The organism is Bacteroides sp. HF-162, assembly GCF_015679285.1.
Lineage (GTDB): Bacteria > Bacteroidota > Bacteroidia > Bacteroidales > Bacteroidaceae > Bacteroides > Bacteroides uniformis.
The window spans coordinates 1,742,191-1,761,669 of sequence record NZ_CP064937.1 but is presented as its reverse complement, the minus strand read 5'-3'; the positions used below and the strand labels follow the sequence as shown (position 1 = coordinate 1,761,669).

The following is a 19,479-nucleotide window of genomic DNA, read 5'->3' as shown; positions in this document are numbered from 1 at the left end:
CTAATTAAAAGTGAAAATAATTATTGCAGGTGCCGGCGCAGTAGGCACACACTTGGCTAAATTGCTGTCCCGCGAGAAGCAGGACATCATTCTGATGGACGACAACGAAGAAAAGTTGAGCACCCTAAACTCCAACTTTGACTTAATGACGGCTACGGCCTCCCCTACATCCATAAAAGGCTTGAAAGAAGTGGGAGTGGGAGAAGCCGACTTGTTCATAGCCGTCACCCCTGATGAAAGCCGGAACATGACCGCATGCATGCTGGCAAACAATCTGGGAGCACAGAAGACCGTAGCCCGCATTGACAACTACGAATACCTGCTGCCCAAAAACAAGGAATTTTTCCAGAAGCTGGGTGTCGATTCACTCATCTACCCGGAAATGCTTGCCGCCAAAGAGATCGTATCCTCCATCCGCATGAGCTGGGTACGCCAATGGTGGGAATTCTGCGGAGGCGCCTTGATACTGATAGGCACCAAAATACGCGAAAAAGCCGAGATACTAGACATCCCTCTCCACGAACTGGGCGGACCGGAGCTGCCCTATCACGTGGTAGCCATCAAACGGGGAAGCGAGACACTGATTCCCCGCGGTGACGATACCATCAAGCTACATGACATCGTATACTTTACCACCATCAGGAAATACGTCCCCTACATCCGCAAAATAGCTGGCAAGGAAGATTATGCTGATGTGCGCAACGTAATGATTATGGGTGGAAGCCGAATTGCCGTACGCACCGCCCAATACGTCCCGGACTACATGCAGGTGAAAATCGTGGACAACGACTTGAACCGCTGCAACCGTCTGACCGAGTTGCTTGACGACCGCACCATGATTATCAATGGCGACGGGCGAGATATGGACTTACTTGTGGAAGAGGGACTGAAAAACACGGAAGCCTTCGTTGCCTTGACCGGCAATTCGGAGACCAATATTCTAGCCTGCCTTGCCGCCAAACGCATGGGAGTCAGCAAAACCGTAGCAGAAGTGGAGAATATAGACTACATAGGCATGGCTGAAAGCCTTGACATCGGCACTGTCATCAACAAAAAGATGATTGCCGCCAGCCACATTTACCAGATGATGCTGGATGCGGACGTCAGCAATGTGAAATGCCTGACCTTTGCCAATGCCGATGTAGCGGAATTTACCGTTAAGGCCGGCTCAAAGATTACCAAACATCCGGTAAAAGACCTCGGCCTCCCGAAAGGAACCACCATCGGCGGACTTATCCGTCAGGGGGAAGGCGTCGTGGTTATGGGTAATACCTTGATACAACCGGGTGACCATGTGGTGGTATTCTGTCTAAACATGATGATTAAGAAAATCGAAAAATACTTTAACTAATAGAGAATGAGTCGTTGGTAAATGATTAACTTCAAGACAATCATACGGATTATCGGTATTCTGCTATTGCTGGAAACAGTCATGTTTCTGGTCTGTTCGAGCGTGTCTTTCTACTACAGAGAAAGCGATATGCTCGATTTCTGGAAAGCAGGAGGTATCACAGCAGGGATAGGCTTATTGCTGGCAGCTCTCGGTAAAGGAGGTGAACGGCAACTGACGCGCCGTGACGGATATGTACTGGTCAGCTTTGCCTGGGTGGCATTCTCTCTTTTCGGAATGCTGCCTTTCTATATAGGCGGATACATACCCGACATTGCCGATGCATTCTTCGAGACCATGTCCGGTTTCAGCAGTACGGGTGCCACTATTTTGGACGACATAGAGTCACTTCCTCATGGAATACTGTTCTGGCGCAGCATGACACAGTGGATTGGCGGCTTGGGAATCATCATGTTCACCATTGCAGTGCTTCCTATCTTCGGAGTCAGTGGTCTGCAGGTATTCGCAGCCGAAGCAAGCGGCCCCACACATGACAAGGTTCATCCGCGTATCGGTATCACCGCCAAGTGGATTTGGAGCATCTATACCGGCATAACCACTTTACTTGTCTGCCTGCTGATGCTTGGAGGCATGGACTGGTTCGACAGCATCTGCCATGCATTTGCCACTACCGGCACCGGTGGATTCTCTACCAAGCAGGCCAGCGTTGCCTACTATAATTCTCCTTATATAGAATATGTCATCTCCATCTTCATGTTTATCTCCGGTATCAACTTCACTTTAGTATTATTGTTCGTCAACCGGAAATTCAAGAAATTCATCAGCAACGCCGAGCTGAAATTCTATTTCAGCTCAGTCGTATTTTTCACTGCAGTCATAGCCATCGCGCTCTATTATACCAGTCCCATGGGGATGGAAGAATCCTTCCGCAAATCCTTGTTCCAGGTAATTTCCCTTCATACGTCCACCGGCTTTGCAACGGATGACTACATGCAATGGTCGCCCGTCCTATGGGGCCTGCTTACCATCATCATGCTGATGGGAGCGTGTGCAGGCAGTACCACCGGAGGCTTGAAATGCATACGTATGGTAATTCTTACCAAAGTATCACGGAACGAATTCAAACACATCCTACACCCCAATGCCATACTTCCGGTACGGATAAACAAGCAAGTCATATCTTCCTCCATTGTCTCCACCGTACTGGCTTTTTGCTTTATTTATATCACCATTATAGTTATCAGCACACTGCTTATGATGACTATGGGAGTCGGAGCTGAAGAGTCAATAGGCTGCGTTATTTCCAGCATCGGTAATATGGGACCCGGATTGGGTGAAACCGGACCTGCCTATTCGTGGAATGCCCTGCCCGATGCAGCTAAATGGCTATTATCCCTTTTAATGCTTCTGGGACGTCTTGAGTTATTCACCGTACTACTGCTTTTCACACCTGATTTCTGGAAACGAAATTGATTTAGGATAAAAAGTGTAAAAATAACCATTTTTGTTATGCGGGGATAGCAAAATGAGCAAGACTTATTATATCTTTGCGCCCTTGAAAGAGAGATTTGTGGTATGAAGCAATGCATCAAATACTGTTTAATCATTATCTTTGCAGCCCTATTGCACGACAGTGCAATAGGAGTTGCGGACATTTTGTGTGTTCCTGCCACCCGACAAGCAGAATGCTGTACGCTGTCACAAGCTCCTACCACCCAACAAGTAGTCCAGAAGTTCTACGACTTGTTTTCACCAAACTCCCTCTGCATAGAGCATGTGGATCATACGCAAGTACCAACCAATAAAAACGTACTCCTGCGCATGTACATCTACAAGATGCAGCAGTATGCTTATGCACCGGAATGCGACCGTTTGTTAAATCTGTCTCCTCATCCCGTACCCGACGCGAACTATTATGTGTTCGGACTAAGAAAGATTATCATTTAGAAGGCCTGCAAGCGCAAATGCTTGCCCCTTGACCTCGCCCCGGACAACAATTCAGTTTTTTGTCCTCTGGTACGATGTATCTATTATTATATATCTAAAATCTTATCAGGTTTATGAACTTTACTTTGTTAGTGGTCGTCTTATTGACGGCAATCGCTTTCGTGGGTATCGTCATCGCGCTCTCCAATGCGATAGCACCCCGTTCGTACAATGCACAGAAGATGGAACCGTACGAGTGTGGCATCCCTACCCGCGGTAAATCGTGGATGCAATTCCGGGTAGGTTACTATCTGTTTGCCATCTTGTTCCTGATGTTCGAAGTGGAAACGGTATTTCTGTTCCCTTGGGCAGTCATCACCCGCGAACTTGGCGTGGCAGGACTTTTCAGTGTTTTATTTTTCCTGATTATATTGATTCTGGGTCTTGCTTATGCCTGGAGGAAAGGAGCTTTGGAATGGAAGTAACAAAGAAGCCGAAAATTAAATCTATCCCTTATGAGGAGTTTACAGACAACGAAACGTTGGAGAAACTGGTTCGGGAACTTAATGCCGGAGGCGCCAATGTTGCCCTTGGCGTACTGGACGATTTCGTCAATTGGGGACGCAGCAACTCACTGTGGCCTCTTACGTTTGCAACCAGCTGTTGCGGTATCGAATTCATGGCCCTCGGCGCAGCCCGCTATGATATGGCGCGCTTCGGGTTCGAAGTAGCCCGTGCCAGTCCGCGCCAGGCAGATATGATTATGGTTTGCGGGACAATAACCAACAAGATGGCTCCCGTTCTGAAACGTCTTTACGACCAGATGGCCGATCCCAAATATGTAGTAGCCGTAGGCGGCTGTGCCGTCAGCGGAGGCCCGTTCAAGAAATCCTATCATGTGGTGAACGGTGTGGACAAGATTCTGCCGGTGGATGTCTACATTCCCGGTTGCCCTCCGCGTCCGGAAGCATTCTACTACGGCATGATGCAATTGCAGCGTAAAGTGAAAATAGAAAAATACTTCGGTGGAGTAAACAGAAAAGAAGAAAACCACTAATCAGCACTTAAATATATGGAAATAAAATACATAGAGCCCTCAGCCCTGCACGACGAAATGCTGCGTCTGCGGAAAGAGAAACAGATGGACTTTCTGGAATGCCTCAGCGGTATGGATTGGGGAATACCCGACGAGAAAGACGCACCGGACACCCCCCGCGGACTCGGCGTAGTCTATCTGTTGGAATCTACTGTTACCGGCGAACGGATAGCGGTACGCACCGCCACTCTAAACCGGGAACATCCCGAACTTCCTTCCGTCAGCGATATCTGGAAAGCTGCGGATTTCAACGAGCGCGAAGTCTACGACTTTTACGGCATCGTTTTCATTGGTCATCCGGATATGCGCCGACTCTATCTGCGCAATGACTGGGTAGGCTATCCCATGCGTAAAGACAATGAGCCGGAAAAAGATAATCCGTTGCGTATGGACAACGAAGAAACGGTGGACACTACCATGGAATTGGAGCTGAATCCCGACGGTAGCATCAAGAATAAGGAGATGCAACTTTTCGGTGATGAGGAATATGTGGTGAACATCGGTCCCCAACATCCGGCCACCCACGGCGTAATGCGTTTCCGTGTATCATTGGAGGGTGAAATCATCGACAAGATTGATGCCAACTGCGGCTACATCCACCGGGGTATCGAGAAGATGTGCGAAAGCCTGACCTATCCGCAGACCTTGGCTCTGACCGACCGTCTGGACTACCTGGGCGCACACCAGAACCGCCATGCCTTGTGCATGTGTATCGAAAAGGCAATGGGCGTGGAAGTAAGCGAACGCGTGCAGTACATACGTACCATCATGGACGAGTTGCAGCGAATAGACTCTCACCTGCTGTTCTATTCTTGTCTTGCTATGGACCTGGGTGCATTAACGGCCTTCTTCTACGGTTTCCGCGACCGCGAAAAGATACTCGACATCTTTGAGGAAACTTGCGGTGGACGCCTCATCATGAACTACAACACCATCGGTGGCGTGCAGGCAGACATTGCTCCCGGCTTCGTAAAGAAAGTGAAGGAGTTTATCCCCTACCTCCGCGGTATCCTACACGAATATCACGACGTATTCACCGGGAACATCATTGCCCAGCAACGTCTGAAAGGTGTGGGTATACTCTCACGGGAAGATGCCATCGCCTTTGGAGCTACCGGAGGCACCGGACGCGCCAGCGGATGGGCCTGCGACGTGCGTAAGCGTATGCCATATGCCGTATATGACAAGGTGGACTTTAAAGAAGTCATCCGCACCGAAGGCGATTCATGGGCACGCTACCTTATCCGTATGGATGAAATTCTGGAGAGCCTGAAAATTATCGAGCAACTGATAGACAACATCCCGGAAGGAGCCTACCAGGAAAAGATGAAACCTATTATCCGCGTACCGGAAGGCACTTATTATGCAGCCGTAGAAGGTAGCCGCGGTGAGTTCGGCGTCTTCCTCGAAAGCCACGGCGACAAGATGCCTTACCGCCTGCATTTCCGCAGTACGGGCTTGCCATTGGTATCGACCGTAAATACGATTTGCCGCGGAGCTAAAATCGCCGACCTTATTGCCATTGGCGGAACATTGGATTATGTAGTACCAGATATTGACAGATAAAAGGATTTACGATTTGACAATTTACAATTTACCATGCGGAATTACAGCGCAGCCAAATTGTAAATTGTACATTGTGAATTGTAAATCAAAAAGCGCCTCGTAAATTGTAAATAGTAAATTGTAAATAGTAAATGAACAACGTGTTTGACTTTAGTATAGTAACCAACTGGATACACCAGATGCTGACTTCCCTGATGCCGGAAGGACTGGCAATATTCCTCGAATGCGTGGTGATTGGCGTATGCATCATCTTGATGTATGCCGTGCTTGCCATCATCCTGATTTACATGGAGCGTAAGATATGCGCCTTCTTCCAATGCCGCCTCGGTCCGATGCGCGTGGGGAAATGGGGATTGCTCCAAGTGCCCTGCGACGTCATCAAGATGTTGACAAAGGAAATCATTGATTTGAAATTCTCTGACCGGTTCCTCTACAATCTGGCACCGTTCATGGTAATCATCGCTTCTTTCCTGACATTTGCCTGCCTGCCCATCAACAAGGGATTGGAGGTATTGGACTTCAATGTAGGAGTGTTCTTCCTGCTGGCTGCATCGAGTATCGGCGTAGTGGGTATCCTGCTGGCAGGCTGGAGTTCCAACAATAAATTCTCGCTGATTGGAGCCATGCGAAGCGGTGCGCAGATTATCAGCTACGAGTTGTCCTGCGGATTGAGCATACTGACAATGGTAGTGTTGATGGGAACCATGCAGTTCTCCGAAATAGTAGAAGGACAAGCTGACGGCTGGTTCATCTTCAAGGGACATATCCCTGCATTGATAACCTTCATCATCTACCTCATTGCCGGAAATGCGGAAACCAACCGCGGTCCCTTCGACTTGCCCGAAGCCGAAAGCGAGTTGACTGCCGGATACCATACGGAATACAGCGGTATGGGCTTCGGATTCTTCTATCTGGCAGAATATTTGAATCTGTTTATCGTAGCCTCCGTGGCAGCCACCATCTTCCTGGGAGGCTGGATGCCGCTACACATCGTAGGCCTGGACGGCTTCAACGCAGTGATGGATTACATTCCGGGATTTGTATGGTTCTTCGGAAAGGCCTTCTTCGTAGTCTTCCTGCTGATGTGGATAAAGTGGACCTTCCCCCGCCTGCGTATTGACCAGATTCTGAATCTGGAGTGGAAGTACCTGGTACCCATCTCTATGGTGAACTTGATTTTGATGGTATTAATTGTAGTATTTAAATTGCATTTCTAACCGGCGTAGCGCCGGAGCAAGATTTCCTTGCGGATAATTTTAATAAAGGCAAAAGTAATGAAAGAAAAGAACTCTTATATCGGCGGACTCATACACGGCGTCACTTCTCTGCTGACAGGTATGAAGACAACCATGACCGTATTCTGCCGACGAAAGACTACCGAACAATATCCGGAAAACCGCTCGACATTGAAACTCTCCGACCGTTTCCGTGGCACGCTGACCATGCCCCATAATGATAAAAATGAACATCGGTGTGTAGCTTGCGGTTTGTGCCAGATGGCTTGTCCCAACGACACTATCAAGGTGACCGGCGAGATGGTTGAAACGGAAGACGGCAAGAAAAAGAAGATATTGGTTAAGTACGAATACGACCTCGGTTCGTGCATGTTCTGCCAACTCTGTGTGAATGCCTGCCCTCACGATGCCATCACGTTCGACCAGGATTTTGAGCATGCAGTGTTTGACCGCACGAAACTGGTCATGACGCTGAACCGTCCGGGCAGCCATGTAGAAGAAAAAAAGAAACCCGCTGCTCCCAAAGAAGAGACAACAAAGTAATTCGTTAATAGTAACTTGTAATTAAACAACATGGAAATAACTCTTGAAACAGTAGTATTCTACTTCCTTGCGGCCTTTATCACCGTATTTTCCATCTTGACGGTAACGACCCACCGCATGGTGCGCTCGGCCACCTACCTGCTGTTCGTGCTTTTCGGTACGGCAGGCATCTACTTTCTGCTGGGTTACACCTTCCTCGGTTCCGTGCAGATTATGGTCTATGCCGGCGGTATCGTAGTGCTCTACGTCTTCTCCATACTGCTTACCAGTGGCGAAGGCGATGTCATCGAGAAGTTAAAGCGTAGCAGGTTCCTTGCCGGACTGGGTGCCACCGTGGGCGGTGCCATCATCGTAGTATTCATCACTTTAAAGCATAAGTTCATTGCCACTACCGACGTGGAGCCTTTGGAAGTCAACATCAAGACCATCGGTCACCACATGCTGAGCGGTGACAAGTATGGTTATCTGCTTCCCTTCGAAGCTGTCAGCATCTTGTTATTGGCATGTATCGTAGGTGGATTATTAATAGCACGTAAAAGATAAGAATTATGATACACATGGAATATTATCTGATAGTTTCGGCTATCATGTTCTTCGCAGGCATCTACGGGTTCTTCACCCGCCGCAACACGCTGGCGATACTTATCAGCATCGAGCTGATACTGAATGCCACGGACATCAACTTTGCTGTATTCAACCGTTTCCTATTCCCCGGAGGACTGGAAGGATATTTCTTCTCTTTATTCTCCATCGCCATCTCGGCGGCCGAAACGGCTGTAGCCATTGCCATCATGATTAACATCTACCGCAACATCCGCAGCATCCAGGTGAACAAACTGGATGAGATGAAGTGGTAAGAGCAAGAATCGCCAAGCGATGTTTCTTGAATAGTAATAATTGATAAACATAGTATATATGGAATATACAATATTAATCCTTCTACTCCCTTTCCTCTCTTTCCTCGCTCTGGGACTTGGAGGTAAATGGATGTCACACCGCACTGCCGGCCTTATCGGAACTGCGGCACTGAGTGTGGTCGCAGTGCTTTCCTATCTCACCGCAGGAATGTACTTCAGCGCTCCCCGCCTTGCCGATGGTACGTACGAGGCGCTAATGCCCTATAACTTCAAATGGCTGCCTTTCACAGAAAGCCTCAGTATCGACATGGGTATCCTACTCGACCCGATTTCGGTTATGATGCTCGTGGTCATCAGTACCGTTTCGCTGCTGGTACACATATACTCTTTCGGCTACATGAAGGGCGAACGCGGTTTCCAGCGTTACTACGCCTTCCTGTCGCTCTTCACCATGTCCATGCTCGGACTGGTAGTAGCAACGAATATCTTCCAGATGTATCTGTTCTGGGAGTTGGTGGGCGTGTCCTCCTATCTGCTGATTGGTTTCTATTATACGAAGCCGGCGGCTATTGCCGCTTCGAAGAAGGCTTTTATCGTGACCCGTTTTGCTGACCTGGGATTCCTTATAGGTATCCTCGTCTATGGGTATTATGCCGGTACATACACCTTCAGCCCTAATGAGATGGCGCTGGCAAAGGGCGGTGCGGCAATGATTCCGCTTGCCTTGGGACTGATGTTCATCGGTGGTGCCGGAAAGAGTGCCATGTTCCCGTTGCACATCTGGCTGCCCGATGCCATGGAAGGTCCTACGCCGGTCAGTGCACTGATTCATGCCGCCACGATGGTGGTTGCTGGTGTCTATCTGGTGGCACGCATGTTCCCGTTGTTCATAGAATATGCTCCCAGCGTGCTGCACATCGTAGCATACGTAGGAGCCTTCACGGCATTCTATGCCGCCAGTGTGGCATGTGTGCAGAGCGACATCAAGCGTGTACTGGCATTCTCCACTATCTCCCAAATCGGTTTCATGATGGTGGCGCTGGGTGTATGTACATCAGCCGACCCACACGAAGGGGGACTGGGCTACATGGCAGGCATGTTCCACTTATTCACACACGCCATGTTCAAGGCATTGCTGTTCCTCGGAGCGGGTAGCATCATCCATGCCGTACACAGCAACGAGATGTCTGCCATGGGTGGACTGCGGAAGTATATGCCCATTACGCATATCACGTTCCTCATCGCATGTCTCGCCATTGCAGGTATCCCGCCGTTCTCCGGATTCTTCTCCAAAGATGAAATCCTGACGGCATGCTTCCAGTTCAGCCCCACTATGGGATGGATTATGACAGTGATTGCAGGTATGACAGCATTCTATATGTTCCGTCTTTATTATGGTATCTTTTGGGCCGGCTCAGAGCCGGGGCAAAAGTCGGCAAGCGATGGGGGCGACAGCCACATGCCTCACCCCCACGAGAGTCCTCTGGCGATGAGCCTGCCCCTGATGCTCCTTGCTGTGGTTACGATAATTGCCGGTTTCATTCCTTTCGGACACTTCATCAGTTCCAACGGTGAAGCATATAACATCCATCTGGATTGGAGTGTGGCAGGTACAAGTATCGCCGTAGCGGTGGTTTCCATAGCCATTGCCACCTACATCTATGCAGGTAGCCGGCAACCCGTTGCCGATACATTGGCACACCGTTTCAAAGGCTTGTGGACAGCAGCTTACCACCGCTTCTATCTGGACGAGGTCTACCAGTTCATCACCCACCGCATCATCTTCGGCTGCATCTGCCGCCCCATCGCCTGGTGGGACCGCCATGTAGTGGACGGCTTCTTCGACTTCCTTGCTTGGGGCGCCGATGCCACCAGTGACGAGATACGCGGTCTGCAGAGCGGACGCATCCAGCAATATACATTTGTATTCCTGCTGGGCACGCTGGCACTGATACTGCTACTATTGCTATAACCCGAGATTTTTCAATCGTAAATCGTAAATCGTTAAATCGTAAATATAAAGATGAACTTTTTATCATTATTTGTACTCATCCCCTTGCTGATGTTGCTGGGTCTTTGGCTCAGCCGCAACATCGCACAAATACGTGCGGTGATGGTGACCGGTGCATCGGCTCTGCTGGTTCTTTCTGCAGCATTGACCGTAATGTACCTCAATGCACGCCACGCCGGTGCCACGGATGAAATGCTGTTCCGTGCCGACATGGCCTGGTATCCTGCACTCAACATCCACTATTCGGTAGGAGTAGACGGTATTTCGGTAGCCATGCTGCTGCTTTCGGCCATCATTGTCTTTACCGGAACATTCGCCTCCTGGAGGCTGCAACCGCTGACTAAAGAATATTTCCTTTGGTTCACCTTCCTTTCCATCGGTGTGTTCGGGTTCTTCATCTCAATAGACTTGTTCACCATGTTCATGTTCTACGAGGTAGCCCTCATTCCCATGTATCTGCTTATCGGTGTATGGGGGTCGGGACGCAAGGAGTACTCTGCCATGAAGCTGACACTGATGCTGATGGGCGGCTCCGCCTTCCTGCTTATCGGTATCCTGGGTATCTACTACGGTGCCGGAGCCACCTCTATGAATCTATTGGAAATAGCACAGATGCACAATATTCCCATCGAACAGCAACGTATCTGGTTCCCGCTCACTTTCCTCGGTTTCGGTGTGCTGGGCGCTCTGTTCCCGTTCCACACATGGAGCCCCGACGGTCACGCCTCCGCACCGACTGCCGTATCCATGCTCCATGCCGGTGTATTGATGAAGCTGGGAGGTTACGGTTGTTTCCGCATAGCCATGTACTTGATGCCCGAAGCTGCACAGGAACTGGGATGGATATTCCTGATTCTTACCGGAATCTCCGTGGTATACGGCGCATTCTCCGCTTGTGTACAAACCGACTTGAAGTATATCAACGCCTACTCTTCCGTCAGCCATTGCGGTCTGGTGTTGTTCGCCATTCTGATGATGAACCAAACAGCTTGCACGGGTGCTGTTCTGCAGATGCTCTCTCACGGACTGATGACAGCCTTGTTCTTCGCCCTTATCGGTATGATATACGGACGTACCCATACGCGTGACGTCCGCGAACTCTCCGGTCTGATGAAGATTATGCCTTTCCTGGCTGTCTGCTATGTAATCGCCGGTCTTGCCAATCTGGGATTACCCGGACTCAGCGGTTTCATTGCCGAAATGACCATCTTCACCGGTTCGTTCCAGCATCCCGATACGTTCCACCGCGTGTGGACAGTCATTGCATGCAGTTCCATCGTGATTACAGCAGTCTATATCCTGCGACTGGTAGGAAAGATTCTCTATGGCACCTGCACTAACAAACATCACCTCACTTTGAGCGACGCTACCTGGGATGAACGCACAGCGGTCATTATCCTCATAGCATGCGTTGCCGCCCTTGGTATGGCACCATGGTGGATTAGCGGCATGATTGGAGACAGCGTATTGCCGATAGTTAATGCACTGTAAATTGTAAATAGAAAATTGTAAAACAATAAATACATAGTCATGGATTATTCTCAATTCCTCCTGCTCAAAGAAGAGCTTTCGCTGATATTGGTCATCGTCATCCTTTTTGTCGCCGACCTCTTCATGAGTCCGGATGCACACAAGAATGACGGCAAACCGGTGCTGAACACAATGCTGCCAGTTGTTCTGCTGACCATACATACACTTATCACCATCGTTCCCGGTCCTATGGCCGATGCCTTTGGCGGCATGTACCACAACCAGCCTATACAAAGCATCGTGAAATCCATCCTCAGTATAGGTACACTGATTGTATTCCTGATGGCCCACGAATGGATGCGCCGTCCGGACACTGCCATCAAACAAGGTGAGTTCTACATTCTGACACTTTCCACCCTGCTGGGTATGTACTTCATGATTTCCGCCGGCCACTTCCTGATGTTCTTTATCGGCCTGGAAACGGCAAGTATCCCAATGGCAGCATTGGTTGCCTTCGACAAATACCGCCATCACTCTGCCGAGGCAGGTGCCAAATATATTCTCACGGCACTGTTCTCCAGCGGATTGCTGCTATACGGATTATCTTTGATTTACGGTACGGTAGGCACTCTCTACTTTGCCGACATACCGGCACGCCTCACCGGTGACCCGTTGCAGATTATGGCATTCGTATTCTTCTTCTCTGGCATGGGATTCAAAATATCACTGGTGCCTTTCCATCTTTGGACAGCAGACGTTTACGAAGGTGCTCCAAGCACGGTGACAGCCTATCTGAGTGTCATCTCTAAAGGCTCTGCCGCTTTCGTACTGATGACTATCCTCATCAAGGTATTCGCTCCGATGGTGGAGCAATGGCAGGAAGTGCTGTACTGGGTTATCATCGCCTCCATCACAATCGCCAACCTCTTCGCCCTGCGCCAGCAGAACCTGAAGCGGTTGATGGCTTTCTCCAGTATCTCGCAAGCAGGTTACATCATGCTGGGTGTCATCAGCGGAAGCGCACAAGGTATGACGTCGCTGGTATACTACGTGCTGATATATATGTTCGCCAATCTTGCCGTATTTACCGTTATCACGATTGTGGCACTGCGGGCAGGCAAGTTCACACTTGAAGACTATAACGGGCTGTATACCACTAATCCGAAGTTGGCGTTCCTGATGACGCTGGCACTGTTCTCTCTGGCAGGCATCCCGCCGTTTGCGGGCTTCTTCTCGAAGTTCTTCATCTTTGCGGCAGCTTTCGAAGGCGGCTTCCATCTGCTGGTATTCATTGCCCTTATCAATACAATCATCTCGCTTTATTACTATCTGAAGATTGTAAAGGCAATGTACATCAACAAGAGCGACGAACCGATTGCAGCATTCCGCAGCGACAACTATACACGTGCCAGCCTGGCCATTTGCACGCTGGGTATTGTGGTACTGAGCATTGCAAGTGTGGTATATCAATCCATCGATAAGTTCTCATTCGGATTATAACCGGAGGGTATCATCACTCACCACAGATTACGCAGATTGACACAAATTATCTTTAGAAGTTCTGATAATCAAGAGCTTTGAGTTATGTTAATCTGCATAATTTGTGGTGAGTGTGTATTTGGGCATATTTTCATACTATACAACCGGCAGCATAAACCAAAAGCATGAGCCTTTCCCCGGCTCACTGTCCACACCGATTGTGCCACCCAACTGTTCTATAATACTCTTGCTGATAGAAAGCCCCAGACCCGTACCATGTACAAACGTATTCAGCTTTATAAAACGACCGAATATCTGATCCTGCATTTCCGGCTCGATGCCAATGCCCGTATCGGCCACATAAAAACGTAAACGAGTTTCATCTACCTTGTCATATCCTACACAGATACTTCCCGCAGTGGTGAACTTGATGGCATTGTTGACAAAGTTGGCTATGACCTGATTCAAACGGTTACGGTCACTGACAATCCGGCATTCCGGCAGATGACGGTCGAAAAGAACTTCCACCCCCGGTTTAGCCTTCATCTTCATGAAGCGCACGATGTCCTCACACAGCACGTTCACGTCCAGCTCTTTTTTCACAAAGTCAAATGTCCCGGCCTCTATCTTGGACAAATCCAGTATATCGGAAATCAGCTGCAACAACAAGTCATTGTTTTCTTCGATAATCGCCATATACCGCCTTTTTTCCTCCATGTCCCCGGTCTCTCCCATCAGACTGGAGAAACCGACAATCGCATTCAGAGGCGTACGTATCTCATGACTCATATTGGCAAGGAAGGCACTCTTCAAACGATCGGCGGTTTCTGCCTTCTCTTTGGCTTCAATCAACATAGCTTCCGTCTCCTTCAATTCCGTAATATCATAGTTGACTCCTATCAGTTCTATTTGTCCGTTCTCCGGTTCAAACAGATTGACGACCACATTGGTACGTACCCAATTCCATTTCCCCTTCTCGCCCGGACGCTCAATACGCATCTCTCCCTGAAAATGTTTGGCTTCACCCACACGGGCCTTACAGAAGAAATCGAGCATCCTTCTGCGGTCGCTGGGGTACATCTTGCTATATATCCCCACAATATCTGCCAATTGGGTATTCTCGTCCTCTCCCATATTCTTATACCATTGCTTGATGGCATAGCCTTTCCGGTCGAGCAGGTTCAGCTTGGCATAACCTACCTTCGCATAATCCGATATAAGCAGGAAGAAATTCTCGAAATCACAGATACGGCTCATGGCATCAATCCGTTCCGTATTGTCGATGTTAATCATGGCATAGCCGGTAAAGTTACCTTTACTGTCATACACCTTGCTCACTTTCGTATAAAGATGTATCACATCCTTCGGCTGTTTGGAAGTGGAGTAATACCCTTCAGTCCGGTCGAAAGCATAATTCAGGCGGAAGTCGACCATATCCTCGGTCTGTATACGTTCTGCCAATTGGGCGGACACATTCGGGTTCTCGAATAAGTTCACTCCAATGACATCCTGTTTGTCACGGACCCCGAATATCTCCATATCCTTATTGTTGATGTCTACCAGGAATCCGTCTTTGTCATAGATTTCCACCCCGGCCGGTATATTGGCAAAGATATTCTTGAACAGTTTTTCGCTATGGTCCAAAGCCAGATGAGTCTGTACCGAGTCTGTCGTATCGAGGAATAACGCCACCACTTCATTCTTTTCCGGAGAGTATATCACCACGTGGCAGTGCTTGTTGGTGAGCTCAAAACACATGTCCATTTCCTTATGTGTCCCGGTGTTCACTATATCAAGCAGATATTCCAGTCTGGGGGCCGCCTCCCTTGAAAAAGACGAGGCAGTCTTGCCGATAAACGTCGACGCGGGTTTTCCCAGAAAATCGGCAAAGATAGAATTCGCATCTGTCACATAATACCCGTAGGGATTGTCCTTTTCATCACAGACAATGGACATCCGCACATACCCCAAAGGCATATAGCGGAACAAATTGCTGAGGAAAGTACGTTCACGCACAGCCTCATCCTTCGTTTTGCGCAACTCTATGCAAATGCTGATGACATTTGCCAACGAACTAAACCATTGGTAATCCTCGTTAGTCCACATTCGGGTACGGTCCACCAAATCAATGCCCATATATCCCCACACCTGGTCATTGGCAACCAGCGGAGTTACCATCAAGGACTTTATATTCTGTCTCGCCAGAATTTCATATTCGGCGTAAGCGTGCTCCGGCAGTTGCCCCAGCGTTTCCAGCAGAACGGGCTTTTGTGCCATAATCTGTGACGTCCACCACGGCAAGCTGTCAGCCTGGACTCCCTGAAGCATTTCTTTCTCAGGAGCCACTCCCGGAGCCACCACCTCGTATGTGCAGCTCTGGTACCGGCACTTCTCATCGTATTGGAATATATAGACACGCCCGCCGCGAAAGAAATCGAGAATATCTTTCAGTATGTCGTAAATGCCCGCACTGATATCCTCGTCTTTCAGGAAACGGAATAAGGAATGGGATATTGAGGTCTGCCGATAAAGCAAATTGTTCACTCTTTGCAAAGCCTGCTTCGCAGCTTCCTCCTTCGGCATCTCTACGCGCTGCAACACTCCGAAAGCCTTCAACGTACCATCCGGCAAATGCTCCTTATACCCCACGCGCGAGTAGACCCAGACCACTCCTTCAGTAGAATAGATAGGAAACGTCTGTTCATAGACCTCCATATTCTGAATGGCAAGGAACTCCCGGCTGATACGCGTCCGATAGTCTTCGCGTATCATTTTACCGAAATCCTCAAAGCTCAGGTATTCCCCTTCCAAGCCTAACAACTTACAGACATATTCGGAGCAGAGATACTGCCTTGAAGAAAAATCAGCCTCCCACCAACCTATCCGGCCAAGAATGGAAAGGCGCCGGAAACGTTCACTATCGTCACGATGAACAGCCATATATTTATCAATATTGGTTTGAGATACAAAAATAGCCATAAAACTCTAATAAGCAACCATTAGAAACCTTTTTCGTCCCAAGCAGCCTATATATAAGGATAACAAACAATCCGGAAGAATGTGCGGTAACCGAATCGTAATAAATTTGAAAATGAAACGTATGTGCCATGTATCACCGGTGTAATGTCATTGCCTCATCTTTGCAGCGGATTAAAAAACGTACAAAGAAAAGAGATGAGCATGAAATTAGACTTGGGAAAGATTTTCTTCCTTATTTTATTCCTCACACTTTCCGTCATGGCTGCCACGGCGGGAACCATCAAAGGGACAATCACCGACCGACAAACCAAAGAACCGCTGACGGGAGCCACCGTGCAAGTGAGCGGAACGGCACAAGGCGCCGTCGCCGATTTGGATGGTAACTATACACTGGAGCTGAAAAACGGAACCTATACCCTCACCGTCCGTTACATCGGCTACAAAGACATGACGATAAATGCCGTAGAGATAAAGGGCGAAACCGTGCTGAACTTCGACATGGAGCCGGACACGCAAACCCTGGGCGAAGTGCAGGTCACCGCCAAGAAGAACCTTGAGGGCGAACGCGCCTTGCAGATGGAACGGCAAAAAGCGACCCTCGCCATCGAGAACCTCGGTTCCAAAGAGATGTCCCTCAAAGGCATCGGCAATGTGGAAGAAGGAGTAAAGAAAATAACGGGCATCTCCATCGCCAGCGCCGGACAACTTATCGTCCGCGGACTGGGCGACCGCTACAGCACCACCACACTGAACGGACTGCCCATCGCCTCGCCCAACCCGGACAACAAGCTGGTGCCGCTCGACCTGTTCCCCTCGTCCACCGTACAGAACATCACCGTCAGCAAGGTGTATGACGCAGCCGCCTTTGCCGACTACAGCGGTGCGCACATCAACATCAGCACCAAAGAAAACATACCGCAAGATTTCTTCCAACTGAGCCTCAACACGGGCGGGAAGTTCAACACCTTAGGCAAAGACCGCTATCAGATGGACCGCAGCGGCTCGCTCCTGAAGACACCCGGAGTGGACGCAGCCGCCCTCGGCATGCCCCTGATGGAGTTTGACAAATACGTGAAGACCCGCAATATCTTCGATACCTCCTTCAGCGCCGGCAAGAAGAGTTCGTTGCCCGAACTGGGCGGGAACCTCGGCTTCGGCAAGAACTTCGGTATAGGCAACCAGACACTCAGCCTGCTCGCCTCCTTCAGCGCCAGCAACGGCTACCAAAACATGGAAGATGCCTTCTACAAGACACTCGAGGCCACCGGCACCGTGCAGGACGACTTCTCCTACGACAGCTTTGCGCAGGAACTGAAGCTCGCCGCCCTCGGCTACCTGGGCTACACCCTGCGCCGGAGCGACCGCATAGGCTACACTTTCTTCTACGCCCGCAACGCCATCGACACCTACCAGCGCCGCGAAGGTACTGATGCCGAAGGACACGAGCTGACCGGCAGCAACAACATCATGCACATATACACCCTGCAAAACCATCAACTGAACGGAATCCATAACTTCGGCGAGGGCGACAGGTGGCAACTGACCTGGGGAGGCTCGTACAGCAAGACCGGCAGCGAAGAGCCCGACCGACGGCAAGTGATGTACGTCAAAGACAACGACGGCAGTCTCAGGCTCTTCAAACTGAACCGCCAAGAGACTATGCGCTACTTCGGCAGCCTGGACGAAGAAGAGTGGAATGCCAACCTCGCCATGCGCTGGAAGTGGAACGACACCAGCCACCTCAAGCTCGGCTTCAACTACAAGGACAAGAACCGCGACTACAACGCTACCCGCTTCTACTACAACCTGAACAAACTGAACCCCGTCATCACCGACATCTACAACACCGACGGCTTCCTCAACCAGCAGAACATTGCCGACGGACAAATCGTGGTACAGCGTGTGATGCAGCCCAAAGACAGCTACCGCGCCGGAAACGAAATCTACTCCGCCTACCTGCTGACCGACTTCTATCCCACCGAAGCCCTCTTGGTGAACCTCGGCCTGCGCTACGAAATGAGCAAGCAATGGGTGCGCTACGCCAGCGACGGCGGCGACTGGTACTCCCGTCGGCGCAATTTAGACAAGAACGACCTCTTCCCCGCCCTGAACCTGAAATATGCGGTGAACCCCACCAACAGCATCCGCTTCTCTGCCTCGCGCACCGTCACCCGTCCCTCGTTCATCGAGATGGCCCCCTTCCTCTATCAAGAGTCCTACGGTTCGGCACAAATCCGCGGTAACGAAGAGTTGCAGAACGGTTACAACTACAACTTCGACCTACGTTACGAACGCTTCGGCAAGGACGGCGACATGCTCTCCGTGACCGGCTACTTCAAATACCTCGACAGCCCCATCGAACGCATCCAAGACCTGCAAGGCGGCGCCACGCTGCACAGCTTCAAGAATGCCGACAACGGCATGGCTGCCGGCGTGGAGCTGGAGATGCGCAAACGGCTCGTCAAAGACCTGCGCCTAGGCGCCAACATCAGTTACATGTACACCAACGTGAAGCTGCCCCAAGGCGGTGCCTACACCAACAAGGAACGTTCGCTGCAAGGCGCATCGCCCATCCTTGCCAATGCCGACCTCACCTACTCGCCACGCTTCGGCGAAGACAGGCAGCTCAACCTCGCCCTACTCTACAACCTGCAAGGCAGCCGCATCCATGCGGTAGGCGTGTCGGGTCTGGGCGATGTCAGGCAACAGACGCTGCACACGTTGAACTTCAGCGCCGGATATAGCCTGAACAAGCACTTCAACCTGAAGCTGCAAGTGAACGACCTGCTGAACCGCGATGTCATCTTCAAGCAAGATGTGCCCACCACGGGGCAGGAGATGGAAGTGGAACGCTACCGCAAGGGAACGAACTTCGAGGTGGGAATAAGCTACAACCTATAAAGTCTCCCACCCTCCCCCTGAAGGGAACGGAGAACACTCTTTGACAAACAAGCAGATTTAAGAGA

General features: G+C 49.9%; 15 protein-coding genes. 14 read left to right on the top strand and 1 reads right to left on the bottom strand.

The window, feature by feature from the left end; genetic code table 11:
- The first annotated feature begins 10 nt into the window (after positions 1-10).
- The 13 genes from trkA (at position 11) to ITJ87_RS06885 (ending at position 13,555) form a co-directional block, all read left to right on the top strand.
- A complete protein-coding gene (gene trkA, locus ITJ87_RS06945; RefSeq protein ID WP_117964855.1) occupies positions 11-1,351 on the top strand; it encodes a Trk system potassium transporter TrkA in 1,341 nt (446 codons plus the stop codon).
- A gap of 21 nt (positions 1,352-1,372) precedes the next feature.
- The gene (locus ITJ87_RS06940) at positions 1,373-2,824 is read left to right on the top strand and encodes a TrkH family potassium uptake protein (protein ID WP_117599329.1); all 1,452 of its coding nucleotides are present in this window, start codon (positions 1,373-1,375) and stop codon (positions 2,822-2,824) included.
- A gap of 102 nt (positions 2,825-2,926) precedes the next feature.
- Positions 2,927-3,298, top strand: a complete 372-nt coding sequence (locus ITJ87_RS06935; protein WP_117599328.1) for a hypothetical protein — start codon at positions 2,927-2,929, stop codon at positions 3,296-3,298.
- Positions 3,299-3,411: 113 nt separating this feature from the next.
- Entirely contained in the window at positions 3,412-3,762 is a 351-nt protein-coding gene (locus tag ITJ87_RS06930) for an NADH-quinone oxidoreductase subunit A (protein WP_005823956.1), read from the top strand.
- Positions 3,753-4,334 carry an NADH-quinone oxidoreductase subunit B gene (locus tag ITJ87_RS06925; RefSeq protein ID WP_005823959.1) on the top strand — a complete coding sequence of 194 codons (582 nt, stop codon included), beginning with the start codon at positions 3,753-3,755 and terminating at the stop codon, positions 4,332-4,334. Before ITJ87_RS06930 ends, ITJ87_RS06925 begins: the two co-directional genes overlap by 10 nt.
- Positions 4,335-4,349: 15 nt before the next feature.
- Complete coding sequence (locus ITJ87_RS06920) at positions 4,350-5,939, top strand: NADH-quinone oxidoreductase subunit D (protein ID WP_117964856.1); 1,590 nt, start codon at positions 4,350-4,352, stop codon at positions 5,937-5,939.
- 140 nt (positions 5,940-6,079) lie between these two features.
- A complete protein-coding gene (nuoH, locus tag ITJ87_RS06915) occupies positions 6,080-7,156 on the top strand; it encodes an NADH-quinone oxidoreductase subunit NuoH (protein WP_117964943.1) in 1,077 nt (358 codons plus the stop codon).
- A 57-nt stretch (positions 7,157-7,213) separates the two neighbouring features.
- Positions 7,214-7,717, top strand: a complete 504-nt coding sequence (locus tag ITJ87_RS06910) for a 4Fe-4S binding protein (RefSeq protein ID WP_005835213.1) — start codon at positions 7,214-7,216, stop codon at positions 7,715-7,717.
- A 30-nt stretch (positions 7,718-7,747) separates the two neighbouring features.
- Complete coding sequence (locus ITJ87_RS06905; protein ID WP_005823970.1) at positions 7,748-8,260, top strand: NADH-quinone oxidoreductase subunit J; 513 nt, start codon at positions 7,748-7,750, stop codon at positions 8,258-8,260.
- A gap of 5 nt (positions 8,261-8,265) precedes the next feature.
- On the top strand, positions 8,266-8,574 hold the full coding sequence (gene nuoK / locus ITJ87_RS06900) for an NADH-quinone oxidoreductase subunit NuoK (RefSeq protein WP_005823972.1): 309 nt from the start codon (positions 8,266-8,268) through the stop codon (positions 8,572-8,574).
- A gap of 58 nt (positions 8,575-8,632) precedes the next feature.
- Complete coding sequence (gene nuoL / locus ITJ87_RS06895) at positions 8,633-10,546, top strand: NADH-quinone oxidoreductase subunit L (RefSeq protein WP_117964858.1); 1,914 nt, start codon at positions 8,633-8,635, stop codon at positions 10,544-10,546.
- A 51-nt stretch (positions 10,547-10,597) separates the two neighbouring features.
- Positions 10,598-12,076, top strand: coding sequence for a NuoM family protein (locus tag ITJ87_RS06890; RefSeq protein WP_117964860.1), 1,479 nt, complete (start codon positions 10,598-10,600; stop codon positions 12,074-12,076).
- Between the two features lie 39 nt (positions 12,077-12,115).
- Complete coding sequence (locus ITJ87_RS06885) at positions 12,116-13,555, top strand: NADH-quinone oxidoreductase subunit N (protein WP_117599323.1); 1,440 nt, start codon at positions 12,116-12,118, stop codon at positions 13,553-13,555.
- Between the two features lie 135 nt (positions 13,556-13,690).
- Here the strand turns inward: ITJ87_RS06885 and ITJ87_RS06880 are convergent, their stop codons facing one another.
- Entirely contained in the window at positions 13,691-16,474 is a 2,784-nt protein-coding gene (locus tag ITJ87_RS06880) for an ATP-binding protein (protein ID WP_117964945.1), read from the bottom strand.
- Between the two features lie 234 nt (positions 16,475-16,708).
- Between ITJ87_RS06880 and ITJ87_RS06875 the strand changes: the two genes are divergently transcribed.
- Positions 16,709-19,414 carry a TonB-dependent receptor gene (locus ITJ87_RS06875; RefSeq protein WP_117688893.1) on the top strand — a complete coding sequence of 902 codons (2,706 nt, stop codon included), beginning with the start codon at positions 16,709-16,711 and terminating at the stop codon, positions 19,412-19,414.
- Positions 19,415-19,479: the final 65 nt, after the last annotated feature.